The 14,818-nt window shown below is 72.9% G+C and carries 15 protein-coding genes; 5 read left to right on the forward strand and 10 right to left on the reverse strand.

Annotated features, from left to right (window positions below):
* Positions 1–73: 73 nt before the first annotated feature.
* The 4 genes from Ani05nite_RS24160 to aceA form a co-directional block, all read right to left on the reverse strand.
* Positions 74–862, reverse strand: a complete 789-nt coding sequence (locus Ani05nite_RS24160) for a pectate lyase (RefSeq protein WP_203771743.1) — start codon at positions 860–862, stop codon at positions 74–76.
* Between the two features lie 86 nt (positions 863–948).
* Positions 949–2,478 carry a mannitol dehydrogenase family protein gene (locus tag Ani05nite_RS24165; protein ID WP_239130556.1) on the reverse strand — a complete coding sequence of 510 codons (1,530 nt, stop codon included), beginning with the start codon at positions 2,476–2,478 and terminating at the stop codon, positions 949–951.
* 129 nt (positions 2,479–2,607) lie between these two features.
* On the reverse strand, positions 2,608–4,209 hold the full coding sequence (gene aceB / locus Ani05nite_RS24170) for a malate synthase A (protein ID WP_203771745.1): 1,602 nt from the start codon (positions 4,207–4,209) through the stop codon (positions 2,608–2,610).
* Positions 4,209–5,498 carry an isocitrate lyase gene (gene aceA / locus Ani05nite_RS24175; RefSeq protein WP_203771747.1) on the reverse strand — a complete coding sequence of 430 codons (1,290 nt, stop codon included), beginning with the start codon at positions 5,496–5,498 and terminating at the stop codon, positions 4,209–4,211. Before aceA ends, aceB begins: the two co-directional genes overlap by 1 nt.
* 126 nt (positions 5,499–5,624) lie before the next feature.
* Between aceA and Ani05nite_RS24180 the strand changes: the two genes are divergently transcribed.
* Positions 5,625–7,088 carry a helix-turn-helix transcriptional regulator gene (locus tag Ani05nite_RS24180; RefSeq protein ID WP_203771749.1) on the forward strand — a complete coding sequence of 488 codons (1,464 nt, stop codon included), beginning with the start codon at positions 5,625–5,627 and terminating at the stop codon, positions 7,086–7,088.
* Between the two features lie 2 nt (positions 7,089–7,090).
* On the opposite strand, the gene Ani05nite_RS24185 is transcribed toward Ani05nite_RS24180, so the two are convergent.
* From Ani05nite_RS24185 to Ani05nite_RS24200, 4 genes are all read right to left on the reverse strand, one after another.
* Complete coding sequence (locus Ani05nite_RS24185; protein WP_203771751.1) at positions 7,091–7,696, reverse strand: hypothetical protein; 606 nt, start codon at positions 7,694–7,696, stop codon at positions 7,091–7,093.
* A complete protein-coding gene (locus tag Ani05nite_RS24190; protein ID WP_203771753.1) occupies positions 7,693–7,854 on the reverse strand; it encodes a hypothetical protein in 162 nt (53 codons plus the stop codon). Before Ani05nite_RS24190 ends, Ani05nite_RS24185 begins: the two co-directional genes overlap by 4 nt.
* A gap of 76 nt (positions 7,855–7,930) precedes the next feature.
* Positions 7,931–8,779, reverse strand: a complete 849-nt coding sequence (locus tag Ani05nite_RS24195; RefSeq protein WP_239130561.1) for a polysaccharide deacetylase family protein — start codon at positions 8,777–8,779, stop codon at positions 7,931–7,933.
* An 89-nt stretch (positions 8,780–8,868) separates the two neighbouring features.
* Positions 8,869–10,128, reverse strand: a complete 1,260-nt coding sequence (locus tag Ani05nite_RS24200) for a sensor domain-containing phosphodiesterase (RefSeq protein ID WP_203771755.1) — start codon at positions 10,126–10,128, stop codon at positions 8,869–8,871.
* A 273-nt stretch (positions 10,129–10,401) separates the two neighbouring features.
* On the opposite strand from Ani05nite_RS24200, the gene Ani05nite_RS24205 reads away from it, so the two are divergent.
* From Ani05nite_RS24205 to Ani05nite_RS24220, 4 genes are all read left to right on the forward strand, one after another.
* Positions 10,402–11,163 carry a lytic polysaccharide monooxygenase gene (locus tag Ani05nite_RS24205; protein ID WP_203771757.1) on the forward strand — a complete coding sequence of 254 codons (762 nt, stop codon included), beginning with the start codon at positions 10,402–10,404 and terminating at the stop codon, positions 11,161–11,163.
* 71 nt (positions 11,164–11,234) lie between these two features.
* Positions 11,235–11,777: a DUF305 domain-containing protein gene (locus tag Ani05nite_RS24210; RefSeq protein WP_239130563.1), complete on the forward strand. Its 543-nt coding sequence runs from the start codon at positions 11,235–11,237 to the stop codon at positions 11,775–11,777.
* A gap of 39 nt (positions 11,778–11,816) precedes the next feature.
* Positions 11,817–12,314 carry a MarR family winged helix-turn-helix transcriptional regulator gene (locus tag Ani05nite_RS24215; RefSeq protein WP_203771759.1) on the forward strand — a complete coding sequence of 166 codons (498 nt, stop codon included), beginning with the start codon at positions 11,817–11,819 and terminating at the stop codon, positions 12,312–12,314.
* 27 nt (positions 12,315–12,341) lie between these two features.
* Positions 12,342–12,875, forward strand: coding sequence for a GNAT family N-acetyltransferase (locus Ani05nite_RS24220; protein ID WP_203771761.1), 534 nt, complete (start codon positions 12,342–12,344; stop codon positions 12,873–12,875).
* On the opposite strand, the gene Ani05nite_RS24225 is transcribed toward Ani05nite_RS24220, so the two are convergent.
* Together Ani05nite_RS24225 and Ani05nite_RS24230 are read right to left on the reverse strand one after the other, a co-directional pair.
* The gene (locus tag Ani05nite_RS24225) at positions 12,872–13,510 is read right to left on the reverse strand and encodes a response regulator (protein ID WP_203771763.1); all 639 of its coding nucleotides are present in this window, start codon (positions 13,508–13,510) and stop codon (positions 12,872–12,874) included. The two genes, Ani05nite_RS24220 and Ani05nite_RS24225, sit on opposite strands and share 4 nt — an antisense overlap.
* Positions 13,507–14,682, reverse strand: a complete 1,176-nt coding sequence (locus tag Ani05nite_RS24230) for a sensor histidine kinase (RefSeq protein ID WP_203771765.1) — start codon at positions 14,680–14,682, stop codon at positions 13,507–13,509. The genes Ani05nite_RS24225 and Ani05nite_RS24230 overlap by 4 nt, the downstream gene beginning before the upstream one ends.
* Positions 14,683–14,818: the final 136 nt, after the last annotated feature.

Here is a 14,818-nt window from a genome sequence, read left to right on the forward strand (position 1 = left end):
TCCACCGCAAGCAAGAAAAGGCCGGACCGACGCGGGGAGGCGCCGGCCCGGCTGCTCAAGGAAAGCGGAAAGGCTACTTGTAAACGACATCCGAACCGCTGAAGAAGCAGTTCTTGCCATCCGCCCCGGACCCGGTCCTGGGCGGCTCGGCGCCGGTGTTGTTCCCGGTGAACCGATCACAGATGCTGATCTTCTTCTTGCTGTCCCCGACAATCGTGATGCCGGAGAACCGGGCCGTGTCACCGTAGTTGGTATTGATACCGGCCAGCGACTTCCCCGGCGCCGTCGCGGTGATGTTCTGCAACACCACGGCCCGCTTGTACTGGGTCTTGCAGTTGCCGCACGAGCGGTACAGCTTGCCGAAGTCGCTGACCTGGAAGTTCCTGACGGTCAGCGTGCCCCCGCCGTTGTGCTGGAACACCTTGTCCGACGCCGAGCGCGCGCCCCCACCATCCACTGTGTACCGCGCCGAGGTGCCGCCCTTGAACGTGGCGGCGTCCTCGCCGACGTCCTCCCACCAGACGTTGACCAGGGTGCACGAGCCGCTGCAGTGCACGCCGTCGCCGGCCGGGGCGCCGATGATGACGTTCTTGAGGGTGGCGCCGTCGGCCAGGGAGAACATCGGGTCCTGGCTCTCGCTCTGGCCCCCGTCGCCGATGCCGAAGTACCGCTTGAGGCCACCGTCGAACGTGCCGGACACCTTGGTCGTGGCGCTGACCTTGACCAGGCCCTGGGCGGACGGCCAGGCGGTGGCGGCCGAGGCGTTCTGGGTGAAGGCGATCGCGGCGACGCCGAGGCCGCAGGCGACGATCCCGGCGATGGTGCCGGAACGCCAGCGGCGGGGGGAGGGGGACGTTTCCATACCTTGCGAGTGGTCGCCGGCGCCCGGAAGGTTGCCGGCCGGCCCGGGATTTCTGCGCCGGGCCGGCGCCCGCGGCGTGGTGCAGCTCAGGAGGCGCCGGCCAGCTCCTCGAGCGTCGCCCGCGCGCCCTTGTGGTGCAGCGAGGAGAGCGCCGAGCGGTACGCCGACACGAACCGCTCGTGTTCGCTCAGCGCGCCGAACAGGTCCCGGTTCGCGATGAAGGCCAGCGGGTCCTCCCGTTGCCGGCGGGCCGCGGCGGTCAGGGTGTCCTTGAGCCGGTCCACGACCTCGATCGGGTCGCCGTGCTCGTCGACGCCCTCGGCGTACCGGGCCCAGCTGGCCACCACCGCGGTGGCGCGGACGATCTCGCCGCCGGTCTCCAGGTTGTGCCGGATCACCGGCAGCAACCACTTGGGGATGCGGTCGGAGCTCTCCGCGCACAGCCGGGCCACGGTGTCGCGGACCTGGGCGTTGGAGAAGCGCTCGAGGAGCTGGCGCTTGTAGGAGTCCAGGTCGATGCCGGGCACGGGTTCCAGCGTCGGGGTGGCCTCGCGGTCCATGTAGGCCAGCAGGAACCGCGCGAACAGCGGGTCCTGCGCCACCTCGTGCACCAGCCGGTAGCCGGCCAGGTAGCCGAAGTAGCAGAGCGCCTGGTGGCTGGCGTTGAGCAGGCGCAGCTTCATCAGCTCGTACGGCTCGACGTCGGCCACCACCTGCACGCCGGCGTCCTCGAAGGGCGGCCGGCCCTGGGGGAACACGTCCTCCAGCGTCCACTGGGTGAACGGCTCGCAGACCACCGGCCAGGCGTCGTCCACGCCCCACCGCTTGCGGACCTCGGCGCGGTCGTCGTCCGTGGTCACCGGGGTGATCCGGTCGACCATGCTGTTCGGGAAGGCGACGTGCTGCTCGACCCACTCGCCCAGCTCGGGGTCCCGCAGGGTGGCGTACGCGACGAAGCTGCGCCGCGCCGCGTGCCCGTTGCCCTGGATGTTGTCGCAGCTCATGATCGTGAACGGCGGCACGTCGCGCTCCCGGCGCCGGGCCAGCGCGGCGGTGATGAGCCCGAAGGTGGTCCGCGGCGCGACGCCCGGCCGCAGGTCGTGCTGGACGTCGGGGTGGTCGGCGACGAACTCGCCGGTGACCGCGTTGAAGTTGTAGCCACCCTCGGTGATGGTCAGCGAGACGATCCGCACCTCGGGGGAGGCCATCTTCTCGATCACGGCCTCCGGGTCGTCCGGGGCGTACAGGTACTCCTTGATCGCGCCGATGACCCGCGGCTCGAGGGTGCCGTCCGGGGCCTTGACGACCAGCGTGTAGAGGCCGTCCTGGGCGTGCAGCACCTCGGCCATCCGCCGGTCGGCCGGCATCACGCCCACCCCGCAGACGGCCCAGTCCAGCGCCTGGCCCGCGGTCATGAGGCGGTCGAGGTACATCGCCTCGTGCGCCCGGTGGAAGCCACCGACGCCGAAGTGCACGATGCCGGTCCGCAGGGCGCCGCGATCGTAGGCCGGGACCGGCAGATCGGCGGGCAGGGACGACAGGTTCTCTTGCTTGAGCGGCAGCATCGGCACGTCCTCCCAGCGCTGCTGACGGGGGCTGACGACCCAGCATGTCACCCCGGGAGGCGGTTCGCCGGGCCCGGCGCGGCACGAGCTTTCTCACCGTCCGTCAACCCGGGCACACGGCCCGCACAAACGGGCACGGCCCGGCGGCACTCGCCGCCGGGCCGTGCCCGTTGCTCCCGGTCAGGCCGGGACTGCCGCCGCCGGCTGGAGGTTGCCACCGGTCATGTGCCGCAGGTACGCGGGCAGGGTGAAGAATTCCGGGCAGGTGCGCTCGGTGAGCAGCACCGTCAGCAGCGTGCGCGCCTGGCCGAAGCAGCGGGCGGAGTCCTCGTCCAGCGCGCCGGTCTCGGCGAGCACGTCGAGCTCCTCGCGCAGCATCCGGGTGACCAGGCCCGCGGTCACCGGCACGCCGTAGTCGGTCGGGGTGCCGGTGGAGATCCACTGCCAGAGCTGGGTCCGGCAGATCTCCGCGGTCGCCGCGTCCTCCATGAGCCCGCCGAGCGCCACCGCGCCCCGCCCGCCCAGCCACGCCGCGACGTAGCGCAGCGCCACGCTGACGTTGGTGCGCAGCGCCACCTCGCTCACCGTCACCGCGGTGGCCTTGACGTCCAGCAGCTCCTTGGCGGTGACCCGCACGTCCTCGCGCTTGCGCACGATCTGGTGCGGCTCGAAGCCGAGCCACTGGTCGAAGACCTCGCGGCAGGTCTCGACCAGCCCGGGGTGGGCCACCCAGGAGCCGTCGAAGCCGTCGCCGACCTCGCGCCGCTTGTCCTGGCGGACCTGGTTGAGCGCCCGCTTGGCGGCCACCGGGTCGCGGCTGGGCACGACCGCGGCCATGCCGCCGATGGCGTGGGCGCCACGCCGGTGACAGGTCTTGACCAGCAGTTCCGTGTACGCCCGCATGAACGGCGCGGTCATCGTCACCTGCGAGCGCTCGGGCAGCACCACGTCCGGCCGGTTCTTGATCATGCTGAACAGGTAGTCCCAGCGGCCGGCGTTGAGCCCGGCCGAGTGCTCGCGCAGCTCGTACAGGATCTCGTCCATCTCGAAGGCCGCCGTGATCGTCTCGATGAGCACCGTCGCGCGGATCGTGCCGCGCGGGATGCCCAGCCGCTGCTGGGCGAAGACGAACACGTCGTTCCACAGCCGGGCCTCGAGGTGGCTCTCGAGCTTGGGCAGGTAGAAGTACGGGCCGCTGCCGCGCTCGATCTGCTTGCGCCCACAGTGGAACAGGTACAGCCCGAAGTCGAACAGCGACGCCGAGACGGCCCGCCCGCCGATCCGCACGTGGCACTCCGGCAGGTGCCAGCCGCGCGGCCGCACCATGATCGTCGGCAGGTCCGTGCCGATCTTGTACTCGCGGCCGTCCGGGGCGGTGAAGTCGAGCGTGCCGTCCAGCGCGTCGCGCAGGTTGCGCTGGCCCGAGAGCACGTTCTCCCAGGTCGGCGCGGTGGCGTCCTCGAAGTCGGCCATCCAGACCTTGGCGCCGGAGTTGAGCGCGTTGATCGTCATCTTGCGCTCCGGCGGCCCGGTGATCTCCACCCGGCGGTCCATCAGGTCCTCGGCCGGGGGCGCCACGGTCCAGGTGTCGTCGATGCGGATCTGCTTCGTCGAGGACAGGAAGTCCAGCTCGGTGGTGCGGGTGGCCCGGCGGCGCCGGCGCCGGTCGAGGAGCTGGACCCGTCGCGCGCCGAACTCACGGTCCAGCGCCACGACGAACTCGATCGCCTCGGGGGTCAGGATGTCGGTGTATTCGGTGGGGGCGACGGTGACGGGTTCCATCAGAACTGCTCCGCTTCGGTCGAGCCGGACAGCGCGGTGGTGGAGCTCTCGGGGTTCAGCGCCGTGGAGACGGCGTCGAAGTAGCCGGTGCCGACCTCGGCCTGGTGCTTGGTCGCGGTGTAGCCGTTGGCCTCGGCCGCGAACTCGGCCTCCTGCAGCCGCACGTACGCGCTCATGCCCTCGGTGGCGTAGCCCTTCGAGAGCTCGAACATCGAGTGGTTCAGCGCGTGGAAGCCGGCCAGCGTGACGAACTGGAACTTGTACCCCATCGCGCCGAGCTCCTTCTGGAACCGGGAGATGGTGGCGTCGTCGAGGTTGCGCTTCCAGTTGAACGACGGCGAGCAGTTGTAGGCCAGCATCTTGTCCGGGTGGACCTTGTGCACGGCCTCGGCGAACGCGCGGGCGAACTCCAGGTCGGGCTTGCCGGTCTCGCACCAGATCAGGTCGGCGTAGTCGGCGTAGGCGACACCGCGGGCGATGGCGGCGTCCGGGCCGCTGCGGACCCGGAAGAAGCCCTCGGCCGTGCGCTCGCCGGTGAGGAAGGGCTTGTCGCGCTCGTCCACGTCGGTGGTGATCAGGTCCGCGGCCAGCGCGTCGGTGCGGGCGATGATCAGGCTCGGCACCCCGGCCACGTCGGCGGCCAGGCGGGCGGCGTTCAAGGTGCGGATGTGCTGGGCGGTCGGGATGAGCACCTTGCCGCCGAGGTGGCCGCACTTCTTCTCCGAGGCGAGCTGGTCCTCCCAGTGCACGCCGGCCGCGCCCGCCACGATCATCGCCTTCATCAGCTCGAAGGCGTTCAGCGGGCCGCCGAAGCCGGCCTCCGCGTCGGCCACGATGGGGGCGATCCAGTCCCGGTCGTGCCGGCCGGCCGCGGTGTCGATCTGGTCGGCGCGCAGCAGCGCGTTGTTGATCCGGCGCACCACCGCCGGCACCGAGTTGGCCGGGTAGAGGCTCTGGTCGGGGTAGGTGTGCCCGGAGAGGTTGGCGTCGGCCGCGACCTGCCAGCCGGAGAGGTAGATCGCCTTGAGCCCGGCCCGGACCTGCTGCACGGCCTGGCCGCCGGTCATGGCGCCGAGCGCGTTGATGTATTCCTCGTCGTGCAGCAGATCCCAGAGCTTGCGGGCGCCCCGCTCGGCCAGGGTGTGCTGCTCCTGGACGCTGCCGCGCAGCTTGACGACGTCCTGCGCCGTGTAGCTGCGGGTGACGCCCAACCAACGGGGATCGCCGGCCCACGCCCGAGTGAGGTCCGCGGCGGTACCGCCCCTGACTTCGGTCAGCTGATCAGTCATGAGAATGCCCTTCCGTGCTGCGCTTGGTGCTGCGGTGGCAGAACTTCACTTTCGCGGAGGACGCAAGGGGTTCTGAAGGCGAATGTGAGCAGAAGAATCGCGAATATTCTGCTAGCGTGAATTCCCATGACGGCTTCCCCCACCGACGCCACCGTCGATCTCGTGACGCTGGGCCAGCGGCTGCGGCACCAGCGCCGGGCCAAGGGCATGACGCTCGACCAGCTCAGCGCGGCGGTCGGCCGGGCGCCCTCCCAGCTCTCCCTGATCGAGAACGGCAAGCGGGAGCCGAAGCTCAGCGTGCTGCAGTCCATCGCGGGCGCGCTGGGCGTGCCGATGCAGGAGCTGCTGCGCCCGGAGGCGCCGAGCCGGCGTGCCGGGCTGGAGATCGAGCTGGCCCACTTCCAGCGCGAGCCGGCCTACACGGCGCTCGGGTTGCCGGTGGTCCGCGGCGGCCGGCGGTTGCCGGCCGACGCCCTCGAGTCGCTGATCGGGCTGCACCGCGAGCTGACCCGGCTGCTCACCGAGCAGAGCGCCACGCCCGAGGTGGCCCGGCGGGCCAACCAGCAGCTGCGGATCGAGATGCGCGAGCGGGACAACTACTTCGACTACATCGAGCAGGCCGCGGCCAAGGTGCTGGAGTCGGTGCGGCACACCACCGGCCCGCTGTCCCAGCGCGGCATCCTCGACATCGCCGCCCAGCTGGGCTTCACCCTGCACTACGTGAGCGACCTGCCCGGCTCGGCCCGCTCGGTGACCGATCTGAAGAACCACAAGATCTACCTGCCCCAGGTGGCCAGCGGCAAGGGGCACGACCCGCGGGCGGTGGTGCTGCAGACGCTCGGGCACTTCGTGCTCGGCCACCACGACCCGGCCGACTACGGCGACTTCCTGCGCCAGCGGGTCGAGGTCAACTACTTCGCCGCGGCGCTGCTGATGCCGGAGAAGTTCGCCACCGAGTTCCTGCGCGACGCCAAGGCCGACCGGGCCCTGGCCATCGACGACTTCCGGGACGCCTTCGGGGTCTCCTACGAGACGGCGGCGCACCGCTTCACCAACCTGGCCACCCACCACTTCGGCATCCCGGTGCACTTCGCCCGGGTGCACGAGAGCGGCACGGTCTACAAGGCGTACGAGAACGACGACGTGCGCTTCCCGACCGACGTGACCGGCGCGATCGAGGGGCAGCCGGTGTGCCGCAAGTGGGCGTCGCGCACGGTGTTCGCCGCCGAGGACCCGTACTCGTCGTTCTACCAGTTCACCGACACCGGCAAGGGCACGTACTGGTGCACCGTGCACGTCGAGTCGACCCGCTCGGGGGAGTTCTCGGTGACGGTGGGCACGCCGTACCAGCACGCCCGCTGGTTCCGCGGCGGCGACACCACCCGGCGTACCGTGTCGACCTGCCCGGACCCCACGTGCTGCCGGCGGCCGCCGGCGGAGCTGGTGGACCGCTGGGCCGGGCAGGCCTGGCCCAGCGCGCGCGTGCACTCGCACCTGCTGGCCGCCCTGCCCCCGGGCACCTTCCCCGGGGTCGACGCGCAGGACGTCTACGAGTTCCTCCAGCGACGGGCCGAGTCGGCCCGCGGCTGAGCTCAGCGTGGCCGCACGCGGGCCGTCCCGCGCGCCAGCGCCGGGACGGCGGCCGGCGCGGGCAGCGGGATCCCGGCGCCGAGCCGCATCACCAGCGGGGCGTCGACCAGGCCGCTGTGGTGCAGCAGCGGGTGTCCCGCCCAGGCCAGCTCGGCGTCGGCCGCGCACCGGGCGGCCCGCACGTGCACCAGGTGGCCGCCCCGGACGGTGGCCGCCAGGCCCTCCACCGTGAACTCCACGGTCAGCGTCAACCGCAGCTCGTAGACCTGCCGCCGGTCGGCGATGACGTCGAGGTGCGGCTCGTGGACGACCCGGACGAGGTGGTCGTCCAGCAGCACCAGCCGGGTCAGGTCCGGCTCGGCCGTGGTCTCCTGACCGGCGTCGAGCAGGCCGCGGTAGCTCATCAGCCCGCCCAGCAGCATCGCGCCGAGGTCCTCCTCCAGCAGGCCGCCGGCCGCGGTGGCCAGCTCGGCGGCGAGCGCGGCCCGGGCCGGGCCGGTCAGCTCGCGGCCGATGGCGCCGAGCACCGGCTCCAGCGGCCCGTCGTGGGTCAGGTGGTGCGTCAGCGCCGCGTCGTCCGCCCCGAGAAACGCGCGCAGATGCGTCATCGCCGCGCCTCGATGCTCACCCGGCCGGCTGCCGGGCGGCGACGGACGGCGATCGAGATCTGCGGGGTCGCGGTGCGCGGCAGCACGGCCAGCCGGCGGGGGCCGGGCACGGCGACGATCTCGACGTGCCGGCGCAGCCAGTGCTGACCCGTCCTCATGGCGACCAACTCCCTGTGGTCACTATGCCCGCCGTCCCGCGGTTTTCCCCGTGTTGAGTCGTTGATCCGTTCGGGGTCAGGCCGGCACGTAGTCCTCCAGCAGGGCCGGGGTCAGCCCGGCCCGGTGGATCGCCCGCAGCGCGGCGAGGAAGTCCCGCACGAATGCCGGCCGGAAGTGCATCAGGATGATGTCGCCCGGCTGGACCCGGTGGCCCTCCTGGTAGCGGACCTTACCTTTGTGGACGGTCTCCTTCCACATGAACGCCGCCTTGATCCCGCAGTCGTGGGCCGCCCGCAGCGTGGTGGCGTCCTTGGTGCCGAACGGCGGCCGGAAGAGCACCGGCCGGCGCTGGTAGCGCTGCCCGAGGCGGTCCGCCGAGCCGCAGATCTCCCGGCGCTGGAAGGCGTACGACCGGCCGCGCAGCTCGGTGTGGGTGATCGTGTGGGCCTCGATCACCGCGCCGCGGTCCCGCAGCCGCGCGAAGTACGGCTCGTCGTCGTGGATGGCGTCGGTGGTCAGGAACAGCGTGACCGGGATGCCGGCCGCCGCCAGCAGCGCGGGCGCCTCCGGCGACTTGAGATAGCCGTCGTCGATGGTGAGGAAGGCGACCGGCTGCGTGGTCGGGATCCGCGACAGGTACGGCACGCTGCCGTCGGCCGGCAGGGTGATCGGCTGCGGCGGCGGCGCCGGCGGGAAGACGGGGATGTCGCCGCCCGTCCAGCCGTGGCCCCTCGGCGTGGCCGAGGGGCGGGCGGCCGGCGCGGCGGGGGCCAGTCCTCCGGCCGCCGCGCTGGCCGGCGCGCTGGCCGGGGCCGGGGCCGGGGGACCGGTCGCCGGCGGGCCGGCCGAGCAGGCGCCGGGGGCCAGCCCGAGGAGGCCGGCGACGGCGGCGGTCAGGGCTCGGCGGGACATCGACAAGATCACGTCCGCACGCTAGGAATGCCGCGCAACCGCGCACCGCAGGCGAAAGGCCGCACACCGTGACTTCACGCCACGTTCACCTCCGTCGTCGGTCAGACCGTGAGCAGGTCCGGGACCGTCCGCGGGTCGGTCGGCGCCAGCAGGTGCAGCAGCGAGCGGGCCGCCGCGATCACCAGCGTCCGGTCGTAGGTCGTGGCGAAGGCGAAGCGCCGGTCCGCCTCGGGGCCGTCGTCGCCCAGATCGCGGGCGACCAGGGCGGCCGCCTGGTGCGGCCCGACCACCAGCACGTTCCACTCCCCGCGCAGGGTGTCGCCGGCGGCCAGGGCCGCGCCCCGCACGCCGGGCGCGGGCTCGTCGCCGAGGTCCACCCCCAGGGCCGCCACCAGCGGGCTGCGGGTGGCGATCGCGATGTACCGGCGGGCCGTCGCCCGGGTGAAGTGCCGGGCCTCCTGGAAGCAGGAGAGCAGCACCGGCGGCTGGTGGCTGTCGCGGGCCAGCGCCTCCAGGTACTTGCTGATCGGCATCAGCGCCGCCTTGGTGGTGACCACCGTGGGCCGCTGCGCCGCGACGATCTCGAACGGCGTCCCGCCGGTCCGGTCGGTGACCGGCGGCGACAACAGCGGCAGCTGGGCGCCCACCGGCTCCGGCACGGCCGGCAGGGGAGCGGGACGCCCGTAGCGCCAGCCCTGGCCGACGGTCGCGCCCATCGTGCGGGCGATGATCTCGTGCGCCTCGGTCTCCACCCCCTCGGCGAGCACGGTCGCCCCGCTGGCCTCGGCGTACGCCGCCACGGCGGCGACCACGTGCGAGGTGTGCGGGTCGTCGGGGGAGTGCAGCAGCTGCATGTCCAGCTTCACGACGTCCGGGTGCACGAACGGCATCAGGGCCAGCGACATCGGGTCCGCGCCGACGTCGTCCAGGGCCACGCCCCAGCCCGCCGCCCGGCAGTTCGCCGCGGCCGAGAGCAGCCCGGACGGGTCCGCCGCGATCGCCCGCTCGGTCATCTCGGTGACCACGCGCAGCCGGTCGCGGGCCAGCGCGACGACCGGCGCCAGGTCCGCGGGGCACGGGGTGTGCCACGCGGTGGGCTCCATGTTGACGAACAGGGTCTGGCGCAGGCCGGCGTCCAGGGCCGCACGGTAGGCCGCCGCCCGGCACACCCAGTCCAGCTCGCCGTCGCGCCCGGCGGCGCGGGCGGCGGCGAACAGGGTCACGGGCGATTCCCACGGGCTGCCGGCCGGGCCGCGGCTGAGGGCCTCGTAGCCCAGCACCCGCCCGGAGGAGAGCTCCACCAGCGGCTGGAACAGCGAGGTCACCGCGCGGTCGTCGATGACGTCATGGATGGTCCGCACACCCTGACATCGGCGGCGCGCGGGCCGGTCTGAGCTTTGCGGCGAGTCCCGCCGCCCGCGGAGAGCGCTCCCTGAGGCCGGGGATCGAAAATCTTCGTTATGCGTCTTTACTGTTAACACTCTTTAAATTACGTTGAGCCTATCGCCGACGGAGCTTCCATCCATCGGGCAATGTCGATGCCATCCGGGTCCGCCGGCGTGGCACGCCGTGGCCCGCGGCAGGCCGGGTCCCCCCAGACCCCGGCCTGCCGCCCCCATGAAGAGGAGCGCTTCATGAGAAGGAAAGTCACCCTGCCCCTGCTGACCGTGGCCACGGTCGGCGCCTCGCTGTTCGTCGCCGTCGCGCCGGCCTCGGCGCACGGCTACATCTCCTCGCCGCCGAGCCGGCAGGCCAACTGCGCCCGCGGCGCGGTGGCCAACTGCGGCGACATCGTCTACGAGCCGCAGAGCGTCGAGGCGCCCAAGGGCTCGACGCAGTGCAACGGCGGCGGCAGCCGCTTCGCCGTCCTCAACGACAACAGCCGCAACTGGCCCGCCGCCAGCGTCGGCTCCTCGGTGACGTTCAACTGGGTGCTCACCGCCCGGCACGCCACCAGCACGTGGGAGTACTTCATCGGCGGGACCAAGCTGGCCACCTTCAACGACGGCGGCGCGCAGCCCGGCGCCACCAAGTCGCACACCGTCAGCATGGGTGGCTTCACCGGCCGGCAGACCGTGCTGGCCCGGTGGAACATCGCGGACACGGTGAACGCGTTCTACTCCTGCGTGGATGTGAACATCGGCGGCGGTGGCACCACCCCGCCGCCCACCACCCCGCCGCCCACCACCCCGCCGCCGACCACGCCGCCGCCCACCCAGCCCACCACGCCGCCGACGACCCAGCCGCCGGCCGGCGGGACCTGGCGGGCGGGCACCGCGTACGTGCCCGGCAACGTCGTCACCTACGGCGGCGCCTCGTACAGCTGCCGGCAGGCGCACACCGCGCTGGTCGGCTGGGAGCCGCCGAACGTCCCGGCCCTCTGGTCGCGGATCTGAGTTCACGCCCGGGCGCGCGGGTCCACGGCCACCGTCGTGGACCCGCGCGCCGATCCCGGCCGGAGGTCACCGTGCGCGGACTCGCCGTCGCCCTGCTCGTGCTGGTCGCGCTGGCCGGTTGCGCCCCCGCCGAACCGGCGCCCCCGCCGCCGTCCTTCAACGGCGCCGACGTGATGTTCCTGCAGATGAGCCTCGACTACATCCGGCAGGGCGAGCAGGTCGTCGCGCCCGCCGGGCGGCGCGCGACCGACCCCCGGGTGCGCGCGCTGGCCACCGAGCTGGGCGACCAGTGGCGGAGTGAGGCCGTGACCATGCAGCGCTGGCTGACCGGCTGGCAGCAACCGCCGTCGGCGGACCCGGCCGCCGGGGCCCACGCCGGACACGGCGACCCGCACTCGCTGCGGCCCGCGGACATCGCCGAGCTCGAGGCCGCCCGCGGCGCCGACTTCGACCGTACGGCGGTCAGCCTGCTCCTGGGGCACCTGCACAACTGCGTCGAGGTGGCCCGGATGGAGGCCGCCGGAGGGCAGTACCCGCCCGCCCGGGCCCTCGCCGGGACGATGACCGCCCGGCGCCAGGCGCAGATCCAGCGGCTGCTGACACTGGCGGCGTAGGCCGTTCGGCCCTGCTTGAAGCTTCAAACGAGCAGTACGATGGTCGGCGTGACGGTCGATTCCCCTCGCTGGCTCAGCCCCGACGAGCTGCGGGCCTGGCTTCCCCTGGGCGGCCTGCTCCTGAAGCTGCCCGCCGCCCTGGACGCGCAGATGCAACGCGACTCGGGACTGAGCCACTTCGAGTACCTCGTCCTGGCCAGCCTGTCCGAGGCGCCGGAGCGCACCCGCCGGATGAGCGAGCTGGCCGCGCTGGCCAACGGCTCGCTGTCCCGGCTCTCGCACGTGGTCAAGCGCCTGGAGAACCGCGGCTGGATCGAGCGCCGGCCCTGCCCCTCCGACGGCCGCTACACCAACGCGGTGCTCACCGAGGCCGGCTGGATCAAGGTGCTGGCAAGCGCGCCCGGCCACGTCGAGGCCGTCCGCGCGCTGGTGCTCGACGCGCTGTCCACTCAGGAGCTGGAGCAGCTCGGCGCGGTGGCCCGGCGGATCCTCGACCGCCTCGAGACCGGCGACGCCCGCAACTCGTGTCCCGGCTGACGACCGCGGGCGGATAGGGTCGCGGGCATGGCCGAGCTGATCGCACCCACCGTCCGCCTGCGGGAGTCCTGGCTGCGGTCCCGCGACGAGTGGGGAAGCGGCGTGCACCAGGACGGCGCGGGTCTGCGCCCGGGTGACGACGTGGACAGCCCCGACGGCTTCGCCGCCTGGGTGCGCCGCCTGCTCAGCGAGTCCGACCCGGCGGCCCCGCCGCCGGAGGGCTGGGTGCGCTGCACGTACTGGTGGATCGTGGCCGACGACGAGGTGCTCGGCGCGATCGCGCTGCGGCACGAGCTCAACGACTTCCTGCTGGAGGCCGGCGGGCACATCGGCTACGGCGTACGGCCGTCGGCGCGCCGCCGCGGCCTGGCGTCGTTCGCGCTGGGCCGGGTCCTGCCGCACGCGGCCGAGCTCGGGCTGACCCGGGTCCTGCTCACCTGCCGCGTGGACAACGAGGGCTCGCGCCGCACGATCGAGCGCCACGGCGGCGAGCTGGAGGACATCCGCGACACCGACCTCGGCCGGCTGCGCCGCTACTGGATCACGCTCGCCGGCGGTTAGCCCACCAGCCGCCGCTCCCAGGCCCAGGCGGCGATCTCCACCCGGTTGCGCGCCCCCAGCTTGGTCTGCACGCTGCCCAGGTGGGTCTTCACGGTGCCCACGGAGATGAACAGCTGGGTCGCGATCTCCGCGTTGGTCAGCCCGCGGGCGGCCAGCTTGACCACGTCCAGCTCCCGCGGGGACAGGCCGCCGTCGTCGCCGGTGGGCGCCGGTGGGGACAGGTGCTCCAGCAGCCGTACGGTGATCGACGGGCTGATCAGCGCGTCCCCGGAGACCGCCGCGCGGACCGCCTCCACCAGCAGCGCCGGGCCCGAGTCCTTGAGCAGGAAGCCGGCCGCGCCGTTGCGCAGCGCCTGGTGCACGTACTCGTCGAGGTCGAAGGTCGTCACGACGACCACCTTGATCGGGTCCGCGACGCCCGGGCCGGCCAGCAGCCGCAGGGCCTCCAGGCCGTCCATCCGGGGCATCCGGATGTCGAAGAGCGCCACGTCCGGCTTCAGCCGGCGGACCATCGCCACCGCCTCGACGCCGTCCGCGGCCTCGCCGATCAGCTCCATGTCGGGCTGCGCGCCGATGATCATGCCGAAGCCGGTCCGGACCATCGCCTGGTCGTCAGCGATCATCACGCGGATCACCGCGTCACCTCCTGGTCGAGCGGCAGGGCCGCGTCGACCACCCAGCCGCCGTCGATGCCCGGCCCGGCGGTGATGCGACCGCCGACCGCACGGACCCGTTCGCTCAGGCCCACGAGACCGTACCCCGGCGCCTCGCGCGGTATCGCCGCCCGGGGCGGCGCGCCGTCGTTGGCCACCCGGACCAGCAGCCAGTCCGGGGTACGGCGCACCCACACGTCCGCCACCCGGGCGTCCTTGGCGTGCCGGCGGATGTTGGTCAGCGCCTCCATCACCACCCGGTACGCCGACGTGGACACCTCCACCGGCACCCCGGCGGTGCTGCCGTCCACGTGCAACCGGGCCAGCACGTCGCCCGCGGCGCTGAACTGCTCCAGCAGCGGGGCCAGCTCGTCCACCCCGGCCAGCGGCGCGAGCGGCGCGTCGGGCCGGGCGTTCGGGTCACGCAGCACCCCCACCATGCGCCGCATCGACGCCATGGTCTCCGCGCCGGCCGCCTCGATCTGCTCCAGCGCCAGCAGCACCCGCTTCGGGTCCTGCTCGGCGATGAACCGTGCCCCCTGCGCCTGCACGACGATGCCGGTCACGTGGTGGGCGATGAAGTCGTGCAGATCCCGGGCGAACTCGGCGCGCTGCTCGGCCCGGACCGAGTCCATCGCCCGCAGCCGGGTCGACTCGATCATGCGCAGGTAGACGGCGAGGGCGATGACCGCGGTCGCGACCAGGCCCAGGGCCAGACCGGCGATGACGTAGTCGGCGCTGACGCCGGCGCGCAACGGCAGGAACCCGATCGCCATGCCGAGCAGCAGCACGGTGCCGACCGTCCACCGCGTGTCGCCACGGCGGCAGACCACGAACAACACCGCGAGCAGGCCGACGGCCTCGGCCAGCCCGAAGCTGCTCCCGATGCCGCCGGACAGCCCGCCCACCGCCAGGGTCAGCAGCAGGGAGAACCCGGCCAGCAGCAGCGCGGCCTTGGGCAGCCGGGTCGAGCCCTGCCGGTGCCGGGGCAGCCACACGGCGGCCGTGGCCAGGGCGCCGACGAACATCACGAAGGCCAGCGGCAGGCCCCCGGCGGACACGGCGGAGGCCAGGTCGAGCAGCCCGAGCACGCCCATCACGAACAGCGTGGCGAGCTGCGCGCCGCGGCGGATCAGGTCGGGTCGCGTCAACATCGTGACCCAGCGTAACCGCTGCTCCACGGGCCTCCATCGGCCGAAAGACAGACCCGCCGCGGCCGCCGTTCCCCGCTGCGGACCGATGCGCGGAGCGCCCGCCGGCCATCAGGCTGCTCACAGTTTCACCGACCCC

Origin of the sequence: Actinoplanes nipponensis (assembly GCF_016862275.1) — a bacterium.
Lineage (GTDB): Bacteria > Actinomycetota > Actinomycetes > Mycobacteriales > Micromonosporaceae > Actinoplanes > Actinoplanes nipponensis.

What these genes read in the sequence shown, in the direction of transcription:
- aceB (WP_203771745.1), bottom strand. Translation starts at nt 4,209, where the DNA reads ATGGAACCCGTCACCGTCGCCCCCACCGAATACACCGACATCCTGACC.
- Ani05nite_RS24185 (WP_203771751.1), bottom strand. Translation starts at nt 7,696, where the DNA reads ATGACGCATCTGCGCGCGTTTCTCGGGGCGGACGACGCGGCGCTGACG.
- Ani05nite_RS24205 (WP_203771757.1), top strand. Translation starts at nt 10,402, where the DNA reads ATGAGAAGGAAAGTCACCCTGCCCCTGCTGACCGTGGCCACGGTCGGC.
- Ani05nite_RS24215 (WP_203771759.1), top strand. Translation starts at nt 11,817, where the DNA reads ATGGTCGGCGTGACGGTCGATTCCCCTCGCTGGCTCAGCCCCGACGAG.
- Ani05nite_RS24160 (WP_203771743.1), bottom strand. Translation starts at nt 862, where the DNA reads ATGGAAACGTCCCCCTCCCCCCGCCGCTGGCGTTCCGGCACCATCGCC.
- Ani05nite_RS24180 (WP_203771749.1), top strand. Translation starts at nt 5,625, where the DNA reads ATGACGGCTTCCCCCACCGACGCCACCGTCGATCTCGTGACGCTGGGC.
- Ani05nite_RS24230 (WP_203771765.1), bottom strand. Translation starts at nt 14,682, where the DNA reads ATGTTGACGCGACCCGACCTGATCCGCCGCGGCGCGCAGCTCGCCACG.
- aceA (WP_203771747.1), bottom strand. Translation starts at nt 5,498, where the DNA reads ATGACTGATCAGCTGACCGAAGTCAGGGGCGGTACCGCCGCGGACCTC.
- Ani05nite_RS24220 (WP_203771761.1), top strand. Translation starts at nt 12,342, where the DNA reads ATGGCCGAGCTGATCGCACCCACCGTCCGCCTGCGGGAGTCCTGGCTG.
- Ani05nite_RS24190 (WP_203771753.1), bottom strand. Translation starts at nt 7,854, where the DNA reads ATGAGGACGGGTCAGCACTGGCTGCGCCGGCACGTCGAGATCGTCGCC.